The sequence below is a fragment of the Streptomyces sp. NPDC056738 genome, assembly GCF_042790435.1.
Lineage (GTDB): Bacteria > Actinomycetota > Actinomycetes > Streptomycetales > Streptomycetaceae > Streptomyces.
On the sequence record NZ_JBHTZF010000005.1, the window covers coordinates 358,893 to 376,099 of the forward strand.

16 protein-coding genes are annotated in these 17,207 nt (G+C 70.7%); 9 read left to right on the forward strand and 7 right to left on the reverse strand.

What is annotated here, in order from left to right; genetic code table 11:
* Positions 1-46 precede the first annotated feature (46 nt).
* The gene (locus ACFRIC_RS15780; protein WP_382785192.1) at positions 47-1,081 is read left to right on the forward strand and encodes a serine hydrolase domain-containing protein; all 1,035 of its coding nucleotides are present in this window, start codon (positions 47-49) and stop codon (positions 1,079-1,081) included.
* Here the strand turns inward: ACFRIC_RS15780 and ACFRIC_RS15785 are convergent.
* From ACFRIC_RS15785 to ACFRIC_RS15800, 4 genes are read right to left on the reverse strand one after another with little or no spacing between them, the layout of a single operon-like run.
* Positions 1,060-1,671 carry a hypothetical protein gene (locus ACFRIC_RS15785; protein WP_382785195.1) on the reverse strand — a complete coding sequence of 204 codons (612 nt, stop codon included), beginning with the start codon at positions 1,669-1,671 and terminating at the stop codon, positions 1,060-1,062. The genes ACFRIC_RS15780 and ACFRIC_RS15785 overlap by 22 nt on opposite strands.
* A 31-nt stretch (positions 1,672-1,702) precedes the next feature.
* Entirely contained in the window at positions 1,703-2,497 is a 795-nt protein-coding gene (locus ACFRIC_RS15790) for a hypothetical protein (protein WP_382785197.1), read from the reverse strand.
* Between the two features lie 8 nt (positions 2,498-2,505).
* Positions 2,506-4,158, reverse strand: a complete 1,653-nt coding sequence (locus ACFRIC_RS15795; protein WP_382785199.1) for a caspase family protein — start codon at positions 4,156-4,158, stop codon at positions 2,506-2,508.
* A 2-nt stretch (positions 4,159-4,160) separates the two neighbouring features.
* Complete coding sequence (locus ACFRIC_RS15800) at positions 4,161-4,541, reverse strand: hypothetical protein (RefSeq protein ID WP_382785202.1); 381 nt, start codon at positions 4,539-4,541, stop codon at positions 4,161-4,163.
* A 252-nt stretch (positions 4,542-4,793) separates the two neighbouring features.
* Here ACFRIC_RS15800 and ACFRIC_RS15805 point away from each other — a divergent pair, with 252 nt between their 5' ends.
* The gene (locus ACFRIC_RS15805) at positions 4,794-5,780 is read left to right on the forward strand and encodes a tetratricopeptide repeat protein (RefSeq protein ID WP_382785205.1); all 987 of its coding nucleotides are present in this window, start codon (positions 4,794-4,796) and stop codon (positions 5,778-5,780) included.
* A gap of 39 nt (positions 5,781-5,819) precedes the next feature.
* On the opposite strand, the gene coaD is transcribed toward ACFRIC_RS15805, so the two are convergent.
* Entirely contained in the window at positions 5,820-6,425 is a 606-nt protein-coding gene (coaD, locus tag ACFRIC_RS15810) for a pantetheine-phosphate adenylyltransferase (protein ID WP_382785208.1), read from the reverse strand.
* Here coaD and ACFRIC_RS15815 point away from each other — a divergent pair.
* Together ACFRIC_RS15815 and ACFRIC_RS15820 are read left to right on the forward strand one after the other, a co-directional pair.
* Positions 6,339-6,941, forward strand: a complete 603-nt coding sequence (locus ACFRIC_RS15815; protein WP_382785212.1) for an O-methyltransferase — start codon at positions 6,339-6,341, stop codon at positions 6,939-6,941. The genes coaD and ACFRIC_RS15815 overlap by 87 nt on opposite strands.
* Before the next feature lie 233 nt (positions 6,942-7,174).
* Entirely contained in the window at positions 7,175-7,747 is a 573-nt protein-coding gene (locus tag ACFRIC_RS15820) for a GNAT family N-acetyltransferase (protein ID WP_382785215.1), read from the forward strand.
* A gap of 98 nt (positions 7,748-7,845) precedes the next feature.
* Here the strand turns inward: ACFRIC_RS15820 and ACFRIC_RS15825 are convergent, their stop codons facing one another.
* Both ACFRIC_RS15825 and ACFRIC_RS15830 read right to left on the reverse strand, forming a co-directional pair.
* On the reverse strand, positions 7,846-9,057 hold the full coding sequence (locus ACFRIC_RS15825; protein WP_382785218.1) for a S8 family peptidase: 1,212 nt from the start codon (positions 9,055-9,057) through the stop codon (positions 7,846-7,848).
* Positions 9,058-9,296: 239 nt separating this feature from the next.
* Positions 9,297-11,168: a hypothetical protein gene (locus ACFRIC_RS15830; protein WP_382785221.1), complete on the reverse strand. Its 1,872-nt coding sequence runs from the start codon at positions 11,166-11,168 to the stop codon at positions 9,297-9,299.
* Positions 11,169-11,699: 531 nt separating this feature from the next.
* On the opposite strand from ACFRIC_RS15830, the gene ACFRIC_RS15835 reads away from it, so the two are divergent.
* The 5 genes from ACFRIC_RS15835 to ACFRIC_RS15855 all read left to right on the forward strand — a co-directional run bounded on the left by ACFRIC_RS15835 (position 11,700) and on the right by ACFRIC_RS15855 (position 17,051).
* Positions 11,700-12,779, forward strand: a complete 1,080-nt coding sequence (locus tag ACFRIC_RS15835; RefSeq protein ID WP_382785223.1) for an ACP S-malonyltransferase — start codon at positions 11,700-11,702, stop codon at positions 12,777-12,779.
* A 103-nt stretch (positions 12,780-12,882) separates the two neighbouring features.
* Positions 12,883-13,146, forward strand: a complete 264-nt coding sequence (locus ACFRIC_RS15840; protein ID WP_382785226.1) for an acyl carrier protein — start codon at positions 12,883-12,885, stop codon at positions 13,144-13,146.
* Positions 13,143-14,369, forward strand: coding sequence for a beta-ketoacyl-[acyl-carrier-protein] synthase family protein (locus tag ACFRIC_RS15845; RefSeq protein ID WP_382785229.1), 1,227 nt, complete (start codon positions 13,143-13,145; stop codon positions 14,367-14,369). The genes ACFRIC_RS15840 and ACFRIC_RS15845 overlap by 4 nt, the downstream gene beginning before the upstream one ends.
* Before the next feature lie 24 nt (positions 14,370-14,393).
* Positions 14,394-14,822, forward strand: a complete 429-nt coding sequence (locus tag ACFRIC_RS15850) for a hypothetical protein (RefSeq protein WP_382785232.1) — start codon at positions 14,394-14,396, stop codon at positions 14,820-14,822.
* 201 nt (positions 14,823-15,023) lie between these two features.
* Positions 15,024-17,051 carry a HelD family protein gene (locus ACFRIC_RS15855; protein ID WP_382785928.1) on the forward strand — a complete coding sequence of 676 codons (2,028 nt, stop codon included), beginning with the start codon at positions 15,024-15,026 and terminating at the stop codon, positions 17,049-17,051.
* The last annotated feature ends 156 nt before the right edge of the window (positions 17,052-17,207 follow it).

The window sequence follows — 17,207 nt, forward strand, 5'->3', positions numbered from 1 at the left end:
CCGGCCGACGCCCACCCCGCCGACTCTCTCGGCCTATCGTTGCCGCGTGGAGACGATCGACGGATTTTCCGGTGCCATCCTCGTCACTCGCGGCGGAGCGACCGTCGTGCGGGCGTCCGCCGGGGTGGCGGACGCCGAGACAGACACGGCGTGCACGACGGACACCCGTTTCCAGATCGCCTCGGTGAGCAAGCAGTTCACCGCCGCGTCGGTGATGCTCCTGGCGGAGGAAGGAAAGGTCGGTCTCCACGACCCCGTTGCGCGTTGGCTGACCGACTGCCCCCACCGTTGGCGAACGCTGACCTTGCATCAACTTCTGTCGCACACCTCGGGCTTGGGGCACTGGCGGGACCTCCCCGGCTTCGACGTCGACCATCCTGGCGATGCCCACTCGTTCCTCGAGCGATTCGCGGAGGTGCCGCTTCGCACCGCACCCGGCAGCACGTGGCACTACAGCTCGCCCGGCTACCTCTTGGCCGCGCTGATCGTCGAGCGCGTCACCGGGCAGCGGTACGCCGACTTCCTCACCGAGCAGGTTCTGGGGCCCCTGGGCATGACGTCGACGTGCGTCGGCGAGACTCCGCTCGAACTGGCAGCCCGGGGCTACCGGGACGGCCGGCGGGTGGACGTCCCGGAGTTCGCCGCCATGCCGGGCACCGGTGATCTCTGGTCGACCGTAGGTGAACTGGCCCGCTACACCGCCGCTTTCAACGCCGGAGACCTGCTCACCGCTTCCTCGCGCAAGGCGATGGTGGCTCCGCACGCCTCCATGGCAGGCGCCTGGGGCACCGACGGGCCGGCACTCGCCGAAAGCTACGGATACGGCTACGCCCTCGGCACCCTGGCCGGGCACGCCATGCGTTTCCACATCGGTGACAACCCCGGATACCAGTCCTTCCTGGGCTGGCTGCCCGCCCACGACACGACCGTGGTGATCCTCTCCAACAACGAGGAGCCGGGCCTGGACGACGTCTTGCGCCGACTCGAACCCGTCCTGCTCGAAGCTGTCGGCGAACCCTGCGAAGCGTCGACACCCGCGCCGGATGCGAACCAGGGACCTCACGCGCCCGAGGAGACCTGAGCGTCCGCCGCGCCCGCCACGTCGGCCAGACTCTGGCGACACCGCCCGAGAGCCTCCCGCACCGCCCTGCCTTGGTCGTCGTCACCGGTCTCCAGAAGCGCACCGGCGGCGCACAACGCGTTCCAGAAGTCCACGGGCCTGCCGCGCGGGGCACGGGGCTGTCTTCGGGCGAGGCAGAGGAAGGCCGCCGCCAGTTCGCCTTTGAAGAGATTGCGGATCAGTCCGAGCGCGACGCCGGTCGAGATGCCACCCGAGGCCCCGAAGGCTTCTTTCAGCAGACGCCGTACCCCCGACTCGCGCTCGTCCAGCAGTCGGGGAACGTCGAACACGCCGTGCATCTCCAGGACCCGCCCGCACAAGTCCTCCTCGCCCGGACGGAATTCGGCATAGACCTCGCGGGGGTCCGAGCCCAGCAGTCGCATGTCGGGGGCCGACAGACCGAGTGCCAGACACACGGCCCACACCGCGCCGTCCCAGTCCCCGGTCCGCGAAGCGATCTCGGCGAACACGTCGACAGGCCGGACCCCCTCCCGCAAACGGTCACCCGCCAACGCCACCGACGCGGGGTCACCGCCGTCGTGATCCGCCACGCGCCAGCCTCCTTGTCATCGATCTTGGTGGTCAGGTCGCGGCGGGTGTGTGGGCCGCTGCTGCGACCTGGGCCACGGTCCGAAGCTTAGTGAAGTAGGAGGCGCAGTACTCCTCGTTGATCAGAGGGACGATCCTGTCGAGGTCGGCGATGCGGCCCCAGAGGTGGGCGATGCCGTCGTCGTCGAGTCCGCCCTGCAGTTCCCTCTGCACGAGGCCGGCCACGTCGGCGTCCAGGAGGACCAAGTCCACGCCGTCGAAGTCCATGCCGCGGAAGCCGTCGGGGAACGGCGCGCGCAGGTGGTCCTCCCACAGCCGGGCGAGGCCGCGGTCGGGCTGTGCTCCGCCCGTGTCGGCGGCTGACGCCTGCACCGTGGACGGTGGGCGAAGGAGCAGGGACACGGCATCGAAGACGGCACGCACGAGTTCGACGGCCCGGAGCGGGCTGAGGGCGGCACTCGACGCGGAGCCCTGCACGAGCTTGTCGCGCAGCAGTCGGCCGCGGTCGAGTTCGGCGCCGAGTCCGGCCGTGAAGAGCCCTGCGTCGGTGGCCCGCTCGATGAGGACGCTGAGTGGTTCCTCCGCGGCCAGCCGCTCGGCGAGGACGTGCTCCAGGGCGAACAGGGAATGCGTGACGGCGACGGTGGCGAACTCGTACCGATAGTAGGAGTGCCGGATGAGCTCACGGGAGGTTTCCATCGCGCTCATGACGTACATCGACGCGTCACCGGGCAGAACCAGGTCGGCGACCAGGGCGTGCATGCCCGCGTAGTCGAGTACGAGGTCGCGGGCGCGCGGGTCCCGTACGGGAAGCCGGTTGGAGTCCATGAGCAGGCTCAGGTTCGATCCTCGTCATGGTCCGGGTTGCGGTCTGCCGGATCGGTGATCCGTGCGAGCCCCAACTCGGCTCTCTCGACCATCCATCGCTGGTCGATCCTTGTGCCGACCTCCAAGGCTTGTGCATAGCGCTTGGCCGCATGTGACACGTCGCCAGAGCGTTCCGCGCATTCTGCGACGTGAATCAGGCTCCAGCCCTCCAGATGCGGGTTGTCGCCGGCCGACCCGGCGCGCGCGGCGGCTTCGTAGTGCTCCTGCTCCTGGCGCGTGTCCCCGTGGTCTCGTGCCAGCTCGGCCAACTGGTGGTGGGTCCAGCCGGCCGCCGTGTGGCAGTGATGGATGTCCGACACTGCCAGGGACCGCTCGAAGAAGTCCTTGGCGGCCGCCACATCGTGGTGCTCGCGCTGAAACGTGCCGAAGTTGTGCAGGCTCCAGGCCTTCAGGAGCGCGTCGCCCGTCTCGTCGGCGAGCCGGTCGGCACGTGTGAAGAACCTCAGGGCCATGGTGAAGTCCCTGGCTCGCCACCGACAGGATCCGAGTCCGTCCCAGGCCCAGCCCTGTTGCCTTCTGGTTCCGTGTTCTATCGCAAGGTCCAGGGCCGACCAGTAGCGGTCCTCCGCCTGGTCGAGTTTGTCGGCATCCCGTTCCTTCATGGCCTGGTCGAGCATCCTGTCGATGTCCGCCGAACCCGGAGCAGTCTTCGGGAGGACTCCGTCCGCCTCACCCGCCGTGGCGGCCGCGGCGGCCACGGCGCGGCTGTCGTCGTGCGTCAGGAGCCGTAGCCGCTCCGCCGTGCGAGTGCGGACCCTGTTGTTGCCGGTCCGGTACAGGTGGACGAGTTGCTGGACTCCGCCGAGCCGGTCCGTGACGCGAGGGCTGAGCAGGTCGTGCCGGAGCGGTGCGGGAACATCCCAGCCTACGTTCTGGGCGATCACGGTGCGGCCCTCTACGTTCTCCTGCTTCTTGGGCCGCTGCTGCGGTATCTCGGCGACGACTTTGTCATGGACGTAGGTGTACAGCTCGTCCAGGGTGATGTTGCCGTCGCCGTCGAGGTCGGCGCTGCCGTCACGCAGTCCCTGCACCAGGTGCCCGGTGAACACGGACCGGGGCGCGCGGCCCTGCAGTCGGTCTCCCTCGAAGGAGTACTGCGTGGCGTCGGACGCGGTGAGCACCGTGCGGCCGCTGCCCCGGAAGCGGTCCAGCGTGTGCACGTCGTCATCCGATTTGGCGACGAGGCCTGCGGGGAAGGCGCCGCTGTAACAGCAGTCGAGAATCAGCACCTGCCGCCGTGCCGCGCAGTTGTCCATCGCCTGGTCGATGCGCTCCGCGGACAGCGAGGTGAACATGAGGTTGGATCGACGGGTGTCCGTCGTGGCCAGGTGGAGCCGGCCTTCCTCGTCCTTGAGACCGTGTCCCGTGAAGTAGAGCAGAGTGAGATCGTCGTAGCGGCGGTCGCGGAAGAATTCGCCGAGGACCGCGCCGATTCGGTGCTGCGGTTCGTTCACGAGGATCGTCACCTCGAACCCGGCGATGTCCGGATCGCGCAGCACCTCGGCCAGCGCTTCCGCGTCGTGGCCGGGCGCGGTCAATTGCGCCAGCCCCTCGTCCTCGTACTCGTAGGTGGCGACCAGCAAGGCGAATCGGCGTCCCACGACTACTCCCCACTCGCGCCATGGCGGCGCACGAACGCGTCGATGAGTTGCCGCCGTTCCTCCGGCGTCGCATGCTCCACGTCCACCGTGTCGCCGTCGATGGTGACCGAGAGCCGATGCCGCGCGGACTGCCGACCGAGCCAGTCCTGCAGCAGACCGACCAACGAGGTCAGCACTCCGCCAGGAGCGCTCAGCGCCAGGACCGTCGCACCCGCGGTGAGCGGGTCGACCCCTTTGGCGCGCGCCGGCGGAGCAGCGTCCGCCAACACCTGCGAGGTGTGGAAGCCTTTCCCACGGAGTTCGGCGCGGAGCCGCAGCGCCAGCCGCTCGCTCTCCTGCGCGTTCGCGGCCTCGTCCGGCACCAGCTCCAGCAGCACATCCATGGCAGTCCCCCGATCGGCCACGGGTCCGACCATCCCGCGGCGCGGGATCATTGTGGCAAGTCGGGCTGCTCCATGGAGGCGAATCAGGGAAGCAGGACATCCCCGGTGTCCGCCCGGGCGGCCGTGGCCCACTGGTTCCTGAGGAACCGGCAGACAGGGCTTGCCCAGGACGTCGTGACCACCGACCTTGCCGAAGCCGCTCTGCGCCGAGGCGCCTGCGGAGCGACTCGTTCGACGTTCTACGATCTTGGGATGACGTCGAATCGAGCGGTGGTCGGTGGGATCGGGCTTGCGCGGGTGATGGCGCACTGTGGGGGTAGCTCCGCGGCGGCCGTCCACTATGTGGCCCGCGCCATCGCCGCGGCCCCCGAGGATCCGGAACCCTACGCCGTGCTCGCTGAACTGTGGGCGGAGCGGCGGGCGGACCTGGCGGAACTCCTGGAAGGTGGGGGCTCGTTGCCGGCGGTGCTGGCGCGGTCGTACGTCAGCTTCGTCGAGAACGACATGGACACCGCGGTGTTGGCGATCGGATCGGTCACGGGCGCCAAGCCCACCATCGCCTGGGCCGACGCCCCTTGGTTCGGCGACGCACGGTTCCTGGAGGCGGTGACCGCCGACGCCCTGGCCGAAGCCGTCATGCGGACGACGGACTACGACCACGCTCTGGATCTCCCCGACACGCGGGAGAAGCTCCGTCCCTGGTTCGACGTCATCGACGTGGTCTGTGACCGCGAGCCGGTGCCCGAGGCGATGGCCAAGATGGCGATCTTCCTGCGGGCCTGCGGTCTCACCGACGCGTCCTTCGCCCTCTGCGACCGGGCGGACGCCATGGAACGCATCATGCTGACGGAAGTCGTACGGGCGGGGACTTGGCGCAAGCTGGGTGATGCCGAGCGGACCGCGGCGGCTTTCGAGCGCGCTCTCGCCCTGGATCCGGCCAACTGGTCGCTCTATCTCGACCTGGCCGACCTCCACGCCGAACAGGGCGACTTCACCGCTGCCGTCGACCTCGTCGGACGAGGGCTGGAGCATGAGCCCGACGAGATCACGCTTCGCGCGGCCCATGCCGCCTACCGCGCCCGGCTCACGGGCTCAACCGACGACCTGCGCGACCTCATGGGCTTGGCCCAGCACCTCCCGGACAGCCCGTATCGCGACCTGCTCATCGACCACGCCTGCTCCGATCCCGCCCTGCCCCCGGAACTCGTCGCCGAGGCCCGCCGTTTCCAGAGCGGCTGAGGTGCGCAGGAGGTTGGGGCAGACCGCGGCTCGCTCACGTCATCCTTCGGGGACACGGTCCTGTTGACCCACCGCGGTGACGAGGGTCGAGGAGATGTGGGCCAGTGCGGGGTCCGCGGCGATGAAGAACGTTTCGACTCCGGCCAGTTCGTGGTTCATGCGGGCCATCGGCATCTCGTAGTCCAGGTCGCGCACGCCGCGGACTCCACGGACGACGACGTCGATCCCGGCTTGACGGCAGTAGTCGACGAGCAGGCCACCGGTGTGGGAGTCGACCGTGACGTTGCCCAAGCCGGCTGCCGCCGCGCGGAGCCGCTCCAGCCGTTCCTCGACCGGGAGTCGGCCGGTCTTGCTCGCGTTGAACATTACGCACACGACGACCTCGTCGAACAGGAGGGCAGCGCGCCGGAGTACGTCCTGGTGCCCTTGAGTGACAGGGTCGAAGGATCCTGGGAAGAGGGCTCGCATGATCGGAAAGACTAACAAGCGGCCGTCCGCAGCAGTGAGATTCCCAGGCAGTAGGACCAAGGGCAGGGCTTCGCGGCCATAATGCCCAGCATGTCGCTTCGGGGAACGGACGCCTACGGGGATGATCGCACCCTGCCTGCGCTCGTCCGGCGGGCCGTCGAAGCGGCGCGTACGCATGGGTTCGCGTTCTCCTGCCGGCCCGAACAGGGACGTCTGCTCCAGGTGTTGGCCGCAGGGGCCCGGGCCGGCATCGCCGAGACGGGAACAGGCTGCGGTGTCGGACTGGCGTGGCTGGCCTCCGGCGCGGCCCCGGGAACCCGGCTGACGAGCATAGAGCGGGACCCGGACCGAGCCCGCATCGCCAGGGAGGTCTTCAGGGACTGCCCCGACGTGGTGATCCTCCACGGCGACTGGCAGCGCGTGGAAGAGCACGGCCCCTACGACCTCCTCGTGCTCGACGGCGGAGGCCAGGCCAAGGGCGACGGCGCCGCGGATCCCGCTGTCCTGCTCACCGCCGGCGGCACGGTGGTGATCGACGACTTCACCCCCGCCACCACATGGCCACCGTGCTTCAACGGCGCACCCGACCGGTCTCGGCTGCACGGGCTCGAACACCCCGAACTCCGAGCCACGGAACTCCGTCTCGCCGCAGACCTCAGTGTGATCGTCGGCACTCGCTTGCCCGCCGGCTGAGGCCGGCCGCGTCGCCCAATGCAACGACGGGGTCCACAAGGCGTACTGCGGCTCCACCTTCTGCGGGCTAATCGCTATTGCGAGATGTGTGCAATAAGATAACCGCGCGCGCGGCCGCGCGTTCCAGTCAGTAACCAGCCGCACCGGGGGGCGTCTTGTCGTACTTGAGCACGGTCGAGGCCATACGTGCATGGACTCATGGGTGGGCCGCATCGCGTGGTGCGGCCGAACCTGTGGCTTCTGCCTGGGGGTTCACCATTGACGTCGGCCTGCCGGGGCATGTCGCGCGGCACGTGCTGTCGGCCACCGACGAGGCGGTCGTCCGTAAGATCACCGAGAACACGACCGCCCCCGGTGTCTGGCTGAAGGCGCCCACGCCGCCGGACCTGTTCGCGTCCTGGCTCGGGCCCGGCTGGTCCCTCGCCGGCGGACCCGGTTTCCTGATGACCGCTCCTTCGCACCCCGCTCGTGCCGAAGCCCCGCCCGCAATCGCCGAAGGCTACCGGTTGGACTCCTGGACCCGGGCCGGCCTCACCCGCGCCCTGGTCCGATCCGTCGATGGCGCTTTCGCCGCGCGCGGCCAGGTCGTCGTCACGGGCTCCGCCTACGTCGTCGACCAGGTCGAGACCGACCCCGCACATCAACGCCGGGGTCTGGGCCGCCTGTTGATGCACGCCCTCGTCGAGGCCGCGGCCGGTCAGGGGGCCACGACAGGTGTGCTGGTCGCGACACCGGAGGGGCGGGCCTTGTACGAGACGGTGGGCTGGCGCGTACTGGCCCCGCTGACCGGGGCCGTACGGAGCTGAGCCCTTGCGCGACACCTCGGTTCCGGACCCCGCGCGCCCAGGAGGCTCGACCGACGGATGCCGGCCGAGCCTCGTAGGTCAGGAGCCGATGACCTCGCTCAGGGGACGAGCTTCAGCAGCTTGTTCGGGGATCCAGTGCCGACGCCGCTGAGGACTCCGCCGGTCGCGCCGTTGACCAGCGCGCTGCCGACGGTCGCGGGGGAAGCTCCCGGGTGCGCCGTCAGGTAGAGGGCGGCGGCCCCGGTGACGTGCGGGGCGGCGAACGATGTGCCGTTACCTGTGTACGTGGCCGAGTCGGAGGTGTTCCATGCCGCCGTGATGCCGGAGCCGGGGGCGAAGAGGTCCACCCTGGAGCCGTAGTTGGAGTAGCTCGCGCGTGCATCGGCGTTGGTCGTCGCTCCCACGGTCAGCGCTTCCGTGACCCGGGCGGGGGAGTAGTTGGACGCCAGGGCGCCGGAGTTGCCCGCAGCTATCGAGTACGTCACCCCGGAGGCGATGGAGTTCTTCACCGCGGTGTCCAGCGAGGTGCTGGCGCCGCCGCCGAGGGAGACGTTGGCGACGGAGTCGGCCACATGGTTGGCGGTGATCCAGTCGACGCCCGCGATGACCCCCGCGGTCGTGCCGGAGCCGTCGTTGCCGAGGACCCGGACGGCGACGATCTTCGCCTTCTTGGCCACGCCGTAGGTCGTTCCGGCGGCGACGGTCGCGACGAACGTGCCGTGGCCGTAGCCGTCCTGCGCGGTGGCGTCGTTGTCGACGAAGTCCCAGCCGTAGGAGGCGCGGCCCGCGATGTCCTGGTGCGTGATCCGCACGCCGGTGTCCAGCACGTACACGGTCGACCCGCTGCCCCCGTCGTCGGGAGAGGTGTACGTGCCGCTCAGCGGAAGGTTCGCCTGGTCGATCCGGTCCAGCCCCCAGGGAGCGTCGGTCTGGGTGCCGAGGGCGTGGACGACCTGGTCCTGCTCGACCGAGGCGACGTCGGGGTCGGCCGCGAGCCTTCGGGCCTGGTCGCCGGTGAGGTGGGCCGCGTAGCCGTTGAGCGCGGAGGTGAACGTCCGCCTGACGGTTCCTCCGTACTCGGCCACCAGGCTCTTTCCGCGCGGAGCTGTGGCCTTGAAGCCGACGTTCTTCTTGAGCGTGACGATGTAGCTGCCGGGAACGGCATCAGGGGAATGCGCCCCTAAGACGGTTCCCTCGGCCGGCGCGGCCTCGGCGGGGAGAGCGGACAGGGCGCCGACGGCTGTCGCCGCGGCGGCCGTCGTGGCGATCACCGCGGAGATGCGCCGCTTCATGGTGCGTACTGCTGCCATGTGGAGAGGTCCTTTGCGATCGGGCGCGGAATCCTGGTGCGGATCCCCGCCGAACCCTGGGTGGCACTCGGGTCGGTGCCACACGGCGACCATGGGTTCCGGGTCCGTCGACCGGAAAGGCATTACATGCACACGTCATCAACCTGTCACGCGTGGTCATGCTGCGCAGCACTGCTGCCACGGGGGGCCACGTCACCGCGGCGCCCGCAGTAAGGACAGCGGCCTCTGGCACCCGCCCGTCAGGCCACCGGTCCCTCACCCCCGCGCACCAGCCGCCAGGCTTCCGTGAACAGCGCGGGAAGCGTGTCCGGCAGGAGTTCGAAGGTCCACACCTCGTCCTCGGAGAACTTCAACTGCGCCCCGATCAGCGGCGCTTTCCAGGCCTCCATCGGCGGCAGAGGCTTCTTGGCGTGCGCCCACGGGCCGGGCAGGAAGAGCGTCCGTCCCGAGCGGGCTCGGCGGTCCTCGACCACCAGAGCCCGCGCCGTCAGCTCTGCCGCGGCCTTCTTGTGCCGGGCCGGGGTCCAGGCGTTCCAGCGTCGTACGTTGCGGTCCGACGGGGCGGGGAGCAGCAGGAGTTGGAGGTAGAGGGTGGCGGCGTCCTCGGACAGGCCGAGGGTGGCGGCGACGTCGGCGACCACGTCCGGGGCGCAGGCGCGCGGGTCATACTCGTAGCGGCCCGTGGGCAGTTCACCGGCGGCGACGCGCGCGGTGATGCGGTCGCACGGGCCCTCCGCGAGCCAGTCCGACCGCCGGTTCCCGTCGCTGTAACGGGCCATGCTCTCGTGCAGGAACCCGGCCGAGGCGTCGCCCGCAGCGAGCAACTCGCGGAAGTGGCGGACCACTTCGGGCATCCCCTCGCGCACGGGGTCTCCGGCGGGGAGGTCCGCGTAGGCCCAGGCCAGTCCCGCGAAGACGGCGTCCACGAGGAAGTCGGCCTCGTACCGGGCCGTGACGTCCCACGGGTTCTGCGGGCCGCGCCGCTCGACCGGGCCGAGGGGGACTGCAGGTCGAAAGCCCGGCGGCACGGCGGAGTTCGTGGGGTCGAGGAACAGATGGCACAGATGGGCGGCCGGCATGTGGGTCCCCAGGGCGACCGCGGCCTGCCAGGTGCTCCACGGCGGGGCCGGACGGGCGCCGCGCTGCTGCGCCCAGGCCGTGGCGGTACGGCCCGCGACACGGGCCAGGCCACCCGGCTCCCACAGATCCGCGGGATCCTCGGGCATCACGTCGGCGAGCAGGGCGCTCCGTCCCACGTCCCCCAGCATCACCAACTCTTCGCGCGCCGAATCGAGTTCACCGTTCTTGAAGCCGAGGACGGTGCGTTCGTGCTGGTCGAGGTAGGGCAGGTAGTACGTGCCCGAGCCGGGGTTGCCGGCCAGCACGAGGGCCGCGGCGGGGCGGCTCAGTCCGGTCGCCTCGCTCAGGGCGATTACCGCGTCCGCGTCCCAGGCGACCGGGCCGCGCTCCCGGACGAGTTCCACCAGTCGCCGTAGCTGCTCGGGAGTGCCCCAGGCGTGCGGGCAGTCCACGACGTGGACCGGTTCCTCGGGGCGCGGGGCGGCCTCGCCACCGGGCAGCAGGGCCTCGAAGTAGAGGGTTCTGCGCGCCCCCGGCAGATGCAGGCCGAACGACGCCCCGTGGTGGTCGCGGGCGTTGAACGAGACCGGTCCGGCGAGCCGGCCCACGCGGTAGCGGTAAGCCGGATCGGCGAACGGCGTCCCCGCCCACATCTCCAGGAAGCGGAGCACCACTTCACGGCGCTCCGGCCTGGTCGCGGGGGAGGCGGCGCGCAGGGCGAGCCCGCCCGTGCGTCCTATGACGTCCGTCCACGTGCCCGATCCGGGAAGGCGGACCTTGTGCCCGTCCGGATCGGGCGCCCAACTGGCGAACAGCTCGGTCCAGGTGCCCTCGGGGGACACGTGGACCTCTTGTTCGCCCGGATCGAGCGCCCGACCGCCCTCGATGTAGCGTCCGATGCCCTCGATGTCATCGAAGGTTTTCCAGCTCCAGCCGTCCGGGACATGGACGAGACCCCCCAGGGCGCCGCTGATCACGTGGCCGTCCGGTATGTGGGGCAGCAGAGGCGGGGCCGTCTCGTTGTCGTTCATGGGCAGATCATGACGGACGGCACCGACAACGGTCCGCGGGGGCCCAGGACGACCCCTCACGCGCGCGGGGCTCCTTGCATGGGGGTCGTGAGCCCGTAGATGTGCGTACATGACGAGCGGGAAGACGGCTCGCGGACGGCATGCGGAGGGACGATCCACGATCGCGGCGCACCCCAGCGCACCCCGCGCAACCCGGGCAGAACCATGGGCAGACGCCAGGCCCACGACCATCTCGACATGCAGCGCCGCCTGCTTTCCCTCAAGATGAATGCGTGACGAGTGCAACAGTCGTCAGCAGCGGGTCCGCCGCTGATCCCATCCCACTGCATGCTGGTCAGCAGCGCGTCTGCCGCTGATCCCACTGCACGCTGATTCCATCGCACGCTGATCCCACCGCACCTGTAGTGAATCCACCGCACCTGTATCGAGTGTCTCGAGGCGCCCGCAACCATCGCGCCGTGTGGCAGAGCCGCCCGTGCCGTCGGGGCGACATCACCCTTCCTCGAGCGCTCGAGCCATGCAGGAGGTGTCATGTTCCATCGGTACGGACGCGCTCGGACGTCCTCGGAGCGGCAACGGCCGTCGCAGCCCACCGCCGGGCCTGGCGGGCCGCGCTCGTTGTGGGTGTTCGCCGGCCAGGGCGCACAACAGCCCCACATGGGTGTGGGCCTCTCTGCGGCACCGGACCTGTTCGAGCGGGTGCGCTCCGTGGCCGGACTCGATCTCGCCCCCGCGTGCGTCCTCGACGAGACCGCCCACTGGGACCAGCCGGTCGTGCAGGCGGCCATCCTCACCATCGAAACCGCGTCCGCCCAGGCCTGCCGCGCCCGAGGCGCGCGACCCGATGCCGTGCTCGGGCACAGCTTCGGGGAGTACGCGGCCCTGGTCATTGCCGAATCCCTCACGTTCGACGACGCCGTCCGCCTCGCCGTGGCCCGCGGGCAGGCCATGGCGGGCCTCGCCGACGGCTCGACCGCGATGGCGGCCGTCATCGGGGCGACGAACGAGGCGGTCGAGGAGGTCTGCGACGATCTGCTCCGCAGTGGTGTGCCCGTCCACGTGGCGGCCTACAACAGCCCCGGCCAGACCGTGCTCGCCGGCACCCGTGAAGGCCTCGCGCTCGCAGCGCCGAGACTGCGCGCGGCGGGTGCCGCGCGCACGCGGACCCTCCCCGTGCCGTTCGCCGCGCATTCCCCGTACATGGCGGCCGTCCAGGAACGCCTGGGACAGGCACTGGAGCCCATACGCGTCGACCCACCCCGCGTCCCGTACTACTCCAGCGTGACGGGGGATCGGGTCAGGCGGCCCGACGAGATCCGTGCACTCCTGGTGCGCTCCGTGGCCGAGCCCGTGCGCTTTCGCCAAGCGGTCGCCAACGCGTTGTCCGAGGGCTACGAGAGCTACGAGGGCTCCGACGGCTCCGAGGGCTACGACAGCGTCCTCGAGGTGGGCTCGGACCGGCCGCCACGCCTCCTCGGCCTCGTCGGCGAGATCTGCCGGTGCGATGTGCCGGAGCGGCCGCCGCCACGCCTGTGCGCCGTGGCAGCCGATCGCGACGCTCCGGACGGAAGACCGTTCGTCCCCACCGCAGCTCCGGCGGTACGTAGTTGACGGGACGACAGGCTTTGTCCGACGTTCTCGCCGCGGAGCGGAGCGGAGCGGGGCGGAGCGGGGCGGCGACAGGTGACAGGCGACAGGAGAGCTGGAGGAAGCCGTGGTCGAAGCAGCAGACACAAGCTCCGAAGCAGTCTTCAACCAGGTGGTGGACGTACTGGTCGACGAGTTGGGCGTCCCCCGGTCGAAGATCACTCCCGAGTCGCACGTGTTCAGGGACCTCGGACTCGACTCGCTGGACCTCATGACCGCGGTCACCCTCTTCGAAGGACGCTTCGGCGTCACGATCCTCGACGAAGACATCGGCCACATGGTGGTCGTCCAGGACGCGGCCGACGTGGTCCTGAGCAAGGTCAGATCGTGAGACGCGTGGCGGTGACGGGGATCGGGCCGGTGACCTCGGTGGGGATCGGCCGGGACGCGATGTGGGCGGCACTGGTCGCCGGCCGGTCCGGGATAGGGCCGCTCACCCGCTTCGACGCCTCGGGCCTGTCGTCACGCATCGCCGGCCAGATCGACGACTTCGACGTGTCGAAGACCCTGCCGCCGCAGAAGTCCCGGAAGGCCGAACGCTTCACCCACCTCGCCTTCGAGGCAGCCCGCCTGGCCCTCGACGACGCGGATCTGCGCGTCGGCGAGTTGGAGCCCCGACGGGTCGGGGTGGTGATCGGCAGCGCCTACGGCGGTACGTCGCGCGTGGAGACCGAGATCGCCGCGCTCCTGTCCCGGGGTGTCAGGGCGGTGCCGCCGGAGATCAACGTCTCCTGCGCGGCCAGTTCCGCGGCCGCCTTCGTCTCGACGGAGTTCGGGCTGCTCGGGCCGGTCGAGTGTCTGGCCGCCGCCTGCGCCTCCGGTGCCCATGCGATCGGCCGCGCCACCGACCTGGTCATGTCCGGAAGGGCGGATGTGGTCCTGGCCGGTGGGACGGACGCGGCCCTGACACCGCTGTCCATGGGGGCCTTCTGCTCCGCCCGTGCTCTGTCCCGACGCAACGACGAGCCCACGGCGGCGTCCCGCCCCTTCGAGCGCACCCGCGACGGTTTCGTGTTCAGCGAAGGGTCCGTCATCCTCGTACTGGAGGATCTCGCGTCCGCCTCCGCCCGCGGAGCGCCGGTGCTCGCCGAGATACTCGGGTACGCGCATTCCCTGGACGGTCACAGCCTCATCGCCCCGCACCCGTACGGAGAGGGCGCCGTCCGGTCGATGGAATCCGCGCTGGTGGACGCGGGTGTGGCGCCGGCCGACGTCGGCTACGTGAACGCTCACGCCGCCTCGACCCCCGTCGGAGACCTGGCCGAGGCCCGGGCGATCAGAAGCGTCTTCGGCCGCGTTCCCCCGCCCGTCTCCTCGACGAAGTCGATGACGGGCCATCTGCTGGGTGCCGCCGGGGCCCTGGAAGCGGCGGTGACGGCGCTGGCCCTGCACACGAAGCAGCTTCCGCCGACCATCAACGTCGACGAACTCGATCCGCAGTGCGAACTCGACGTCGTTCCCCATCAGGCACGTGCCGCGACGGCGGACGTCGCGATTTCGAACTCGTTCGGGCTCGGCGGCCTGATGTCGACGCTCGTCCTGGCCAGATACTGACGAAACACTCCGAAGGAGAAACGGATGAACTCGGAAAAGGGCCGCTTCGGACCGAGTGCCCTGGTGATCGAACTCAACGATCTGACGCGTCGCGTAGCCGCCGGAGAGGAGCCGGAAGGGCTGGACGACCTCGTCGCCATGGTGGAGGAGCGCTTCCAGTTGACGGACGGCCAGCAGACCGGCGTCAGGGACCTCTCGGCGCAGGCCGACCAGGTCGCCCGTCTCAAGGAGCTGGTGCTCGACGCGGCCCGGAGCGACGGAGTCAGCCAGTTCGTCGTGGTGCAGCGACCGAACGGCGCCGACGGCCGGTTCGTCCACGAACTGAGACAGGAGACGCTCGTGAAGGGCCATACCCTGGCCGACGAGGGATCAGCCGCGATGAGGAGCACGGTGGGAGTCGCCCACTGCGACGCCGACTGCCGCAACTGGGGCTGGGGTTCGGCCGAGGCGTGAGGCGTGAGGTGAGAGGCGCGAGGCTGATGAGGACCACGGAATCACGGCCCGACGATCGACTCGGACAACTAAGTCAAGCCTTACTTTCAGGGTGATGCGGCTGCATAGTGGAGGGTCGATTCGAGGAGAGGACCGCTGTTGCCGCCGTTCAACGAGGGTGCCGCAGAACAGGTCGAGGCGGAGCAGGTTCACGTGGCCGCCATGTACGGGCTGCTCGACGAGCGGCTGGCGGACGTACGGGCACAGTTGGCGGAGGTGCTGAGGTCGCAGGCCGGCAGCGCGGGCGAGGTGTACGAGCGCGACGCGGCCGCGGAAAGACTGGCACGAGGCCTGCGTCGGCTGGAGGGAGCCGAGGAGGGGCTGGCGTTCGGCCGGATCGACGCGGCGGACGGAACCGCCCTGCACATCGGACGCGTCGGGCTGCACGTGGACGACCGCGATCTGCCGCTGCTCGTCGACTGGCGGGCGGACGCGGCCCGGCCCTTCTACGAGGCGACGGCCGTTCATCCGATGGGGCTGCGACGCCGCCGTCATCTTCGTCTCGAGGACCGTGCCGTACGCACGGTGAGCGACGAACTCCTGGACGGATCCGCGGCCGAGACCGACGACGTCGTCGGCGACAGTCCCCTGACCGAGGCGCTGGAGGCGCGGCGTACGGGACGGATGGGTTCGGCGGTGGCGACGCTGCAGGCGGAGCAGGACGCCATCGTCCGGTCACCGCACCGGGGGGTGACGGTGGTGCAGGGCGGCCCCGGCACGGGCAAGACCGTCGTCGCGCTGCACCGGGCGGCCTACGTGCTGTACGCGTTCCCGGGCGCCGCCGCCCGGGGCGTGCTGGTCCTCGGGCCCAACACGCGGTTCCTCGACTACGTCTCCCAGGTGCTCCCCTCGCTGGGGGAGAACGACGTGCTCCTGGCGACCTGCGAGGAACTGGCCGGGGTGGTGCCCGCGGCCGCGGAGTCCTTCGACGTCGCGCGCCTCAAGGGGAGTTCGGCGCTGGCCGAGGCGCTCGCGGACCTGGTGCGCGCCCGGCAGGCGCCCGGCAGCGGTTTCAGGGTGCGGGTCGGGCAGGAGTGGGTCCACCTGGAGAGCGTGGACGTCGCCGCGGCGCGCGAGGCCGCGACCGCGAGCGGTCTGGCGCACAACCCTGCCCGGGAGGTGTTCAAGGAGCACCTGATCGGCACGGTGACCGGCGCCTTGGAGCGCGGTGCCGTCGAGACCCTGGAGCACTTCGACGCCGAGTTCGCCGAGAGCACGGGCATGAATCTCGACGCCGCGGCGGCGGCCGACCTGCGGGCGCTCGGCTTCGACGACACCCCGGCCGCCGACACGACCGAGGTGTTCGACGCCGAGGCCGCCCACGCGAACCTCATGGGCGACGGCGACGTCGACCGCGCGGTGGAGGAACTCTGGCCACGGCTGACGCCCGAGGGGCTCGTACGAACCCTGCTGGCCGACCCTCCCACGATGACCAGGCACCTGGCCGCCCTCACCGGCGACGAACGCTCCCGGCTGGTCCGTCCTCCCGACGCCCCGTGGACCGATACCGATCTGCCCCTGCTGGACGAGGCCGCGGCCCTGGTGGACGGGCCGCCCGAGCAGGCGTACGGGCACGTCGTGGTCGACGAGGCGCAGGAGCTGACCGCCATGCAGTGGCGGATGGTGATGCGCCGATGCCCGGCCCGGTCGATGACCCTGGTGGGCGACTTCGCCCAGGCCGGCGCCCTGACGGTGGCCACCGACTGGTCCCAGGCGCTGGGCCCGCACCTCGGCGGCCGGTTCGCCCTGCACACACTGACCGTCAGCTACCGCACGACGCAGGAGATCCTGGCCACCACGCACGGCCTCCTGTCGCGGATCGCCCCCGGACAGACGCCGAGCCGATCGATCCGCCACGGGGAGACTCCGCGGCACCTCACCGCGACACCGCACACCCTCACGAGCACGGTGGCCGAGGAACTCCGGGCACAGACCGCGGCCCACCCAGGCGAACTGCTCGCCGTGATCTGCGCGGACGACCGGGTCGAGCCGATGGCATCCGCGGGTGTCACCCGGTGGGCGCGCCTCGTACCGGCCTCGGAGGCCCGCGGCCTGGAGTTCGACGCGGTCGTCATCGTCGCCCCCGAGGAGATCGCCACGGCCCGCCCCAGCGGCGAACGCGACCTGTACGTCGCGCTCACGCGGGCCACGAAGAGGCTGTGCACGATCGTGGTGGACGCGGCACCGTGATCTGCTCACCGAGTGTTCGGGTGGGGTCGGGGGGGGGGCCCCCGGCCCCCGGGGCGCCCCCCCCCCCCCCCGGGCCCCCCCCCCCCGGGGGGGGGGGGGCCCCCCCCCCCCCCCCCCCCCCCCGCGGCGGGGCCCGCCGGGGGGCCCCGGGGGGGA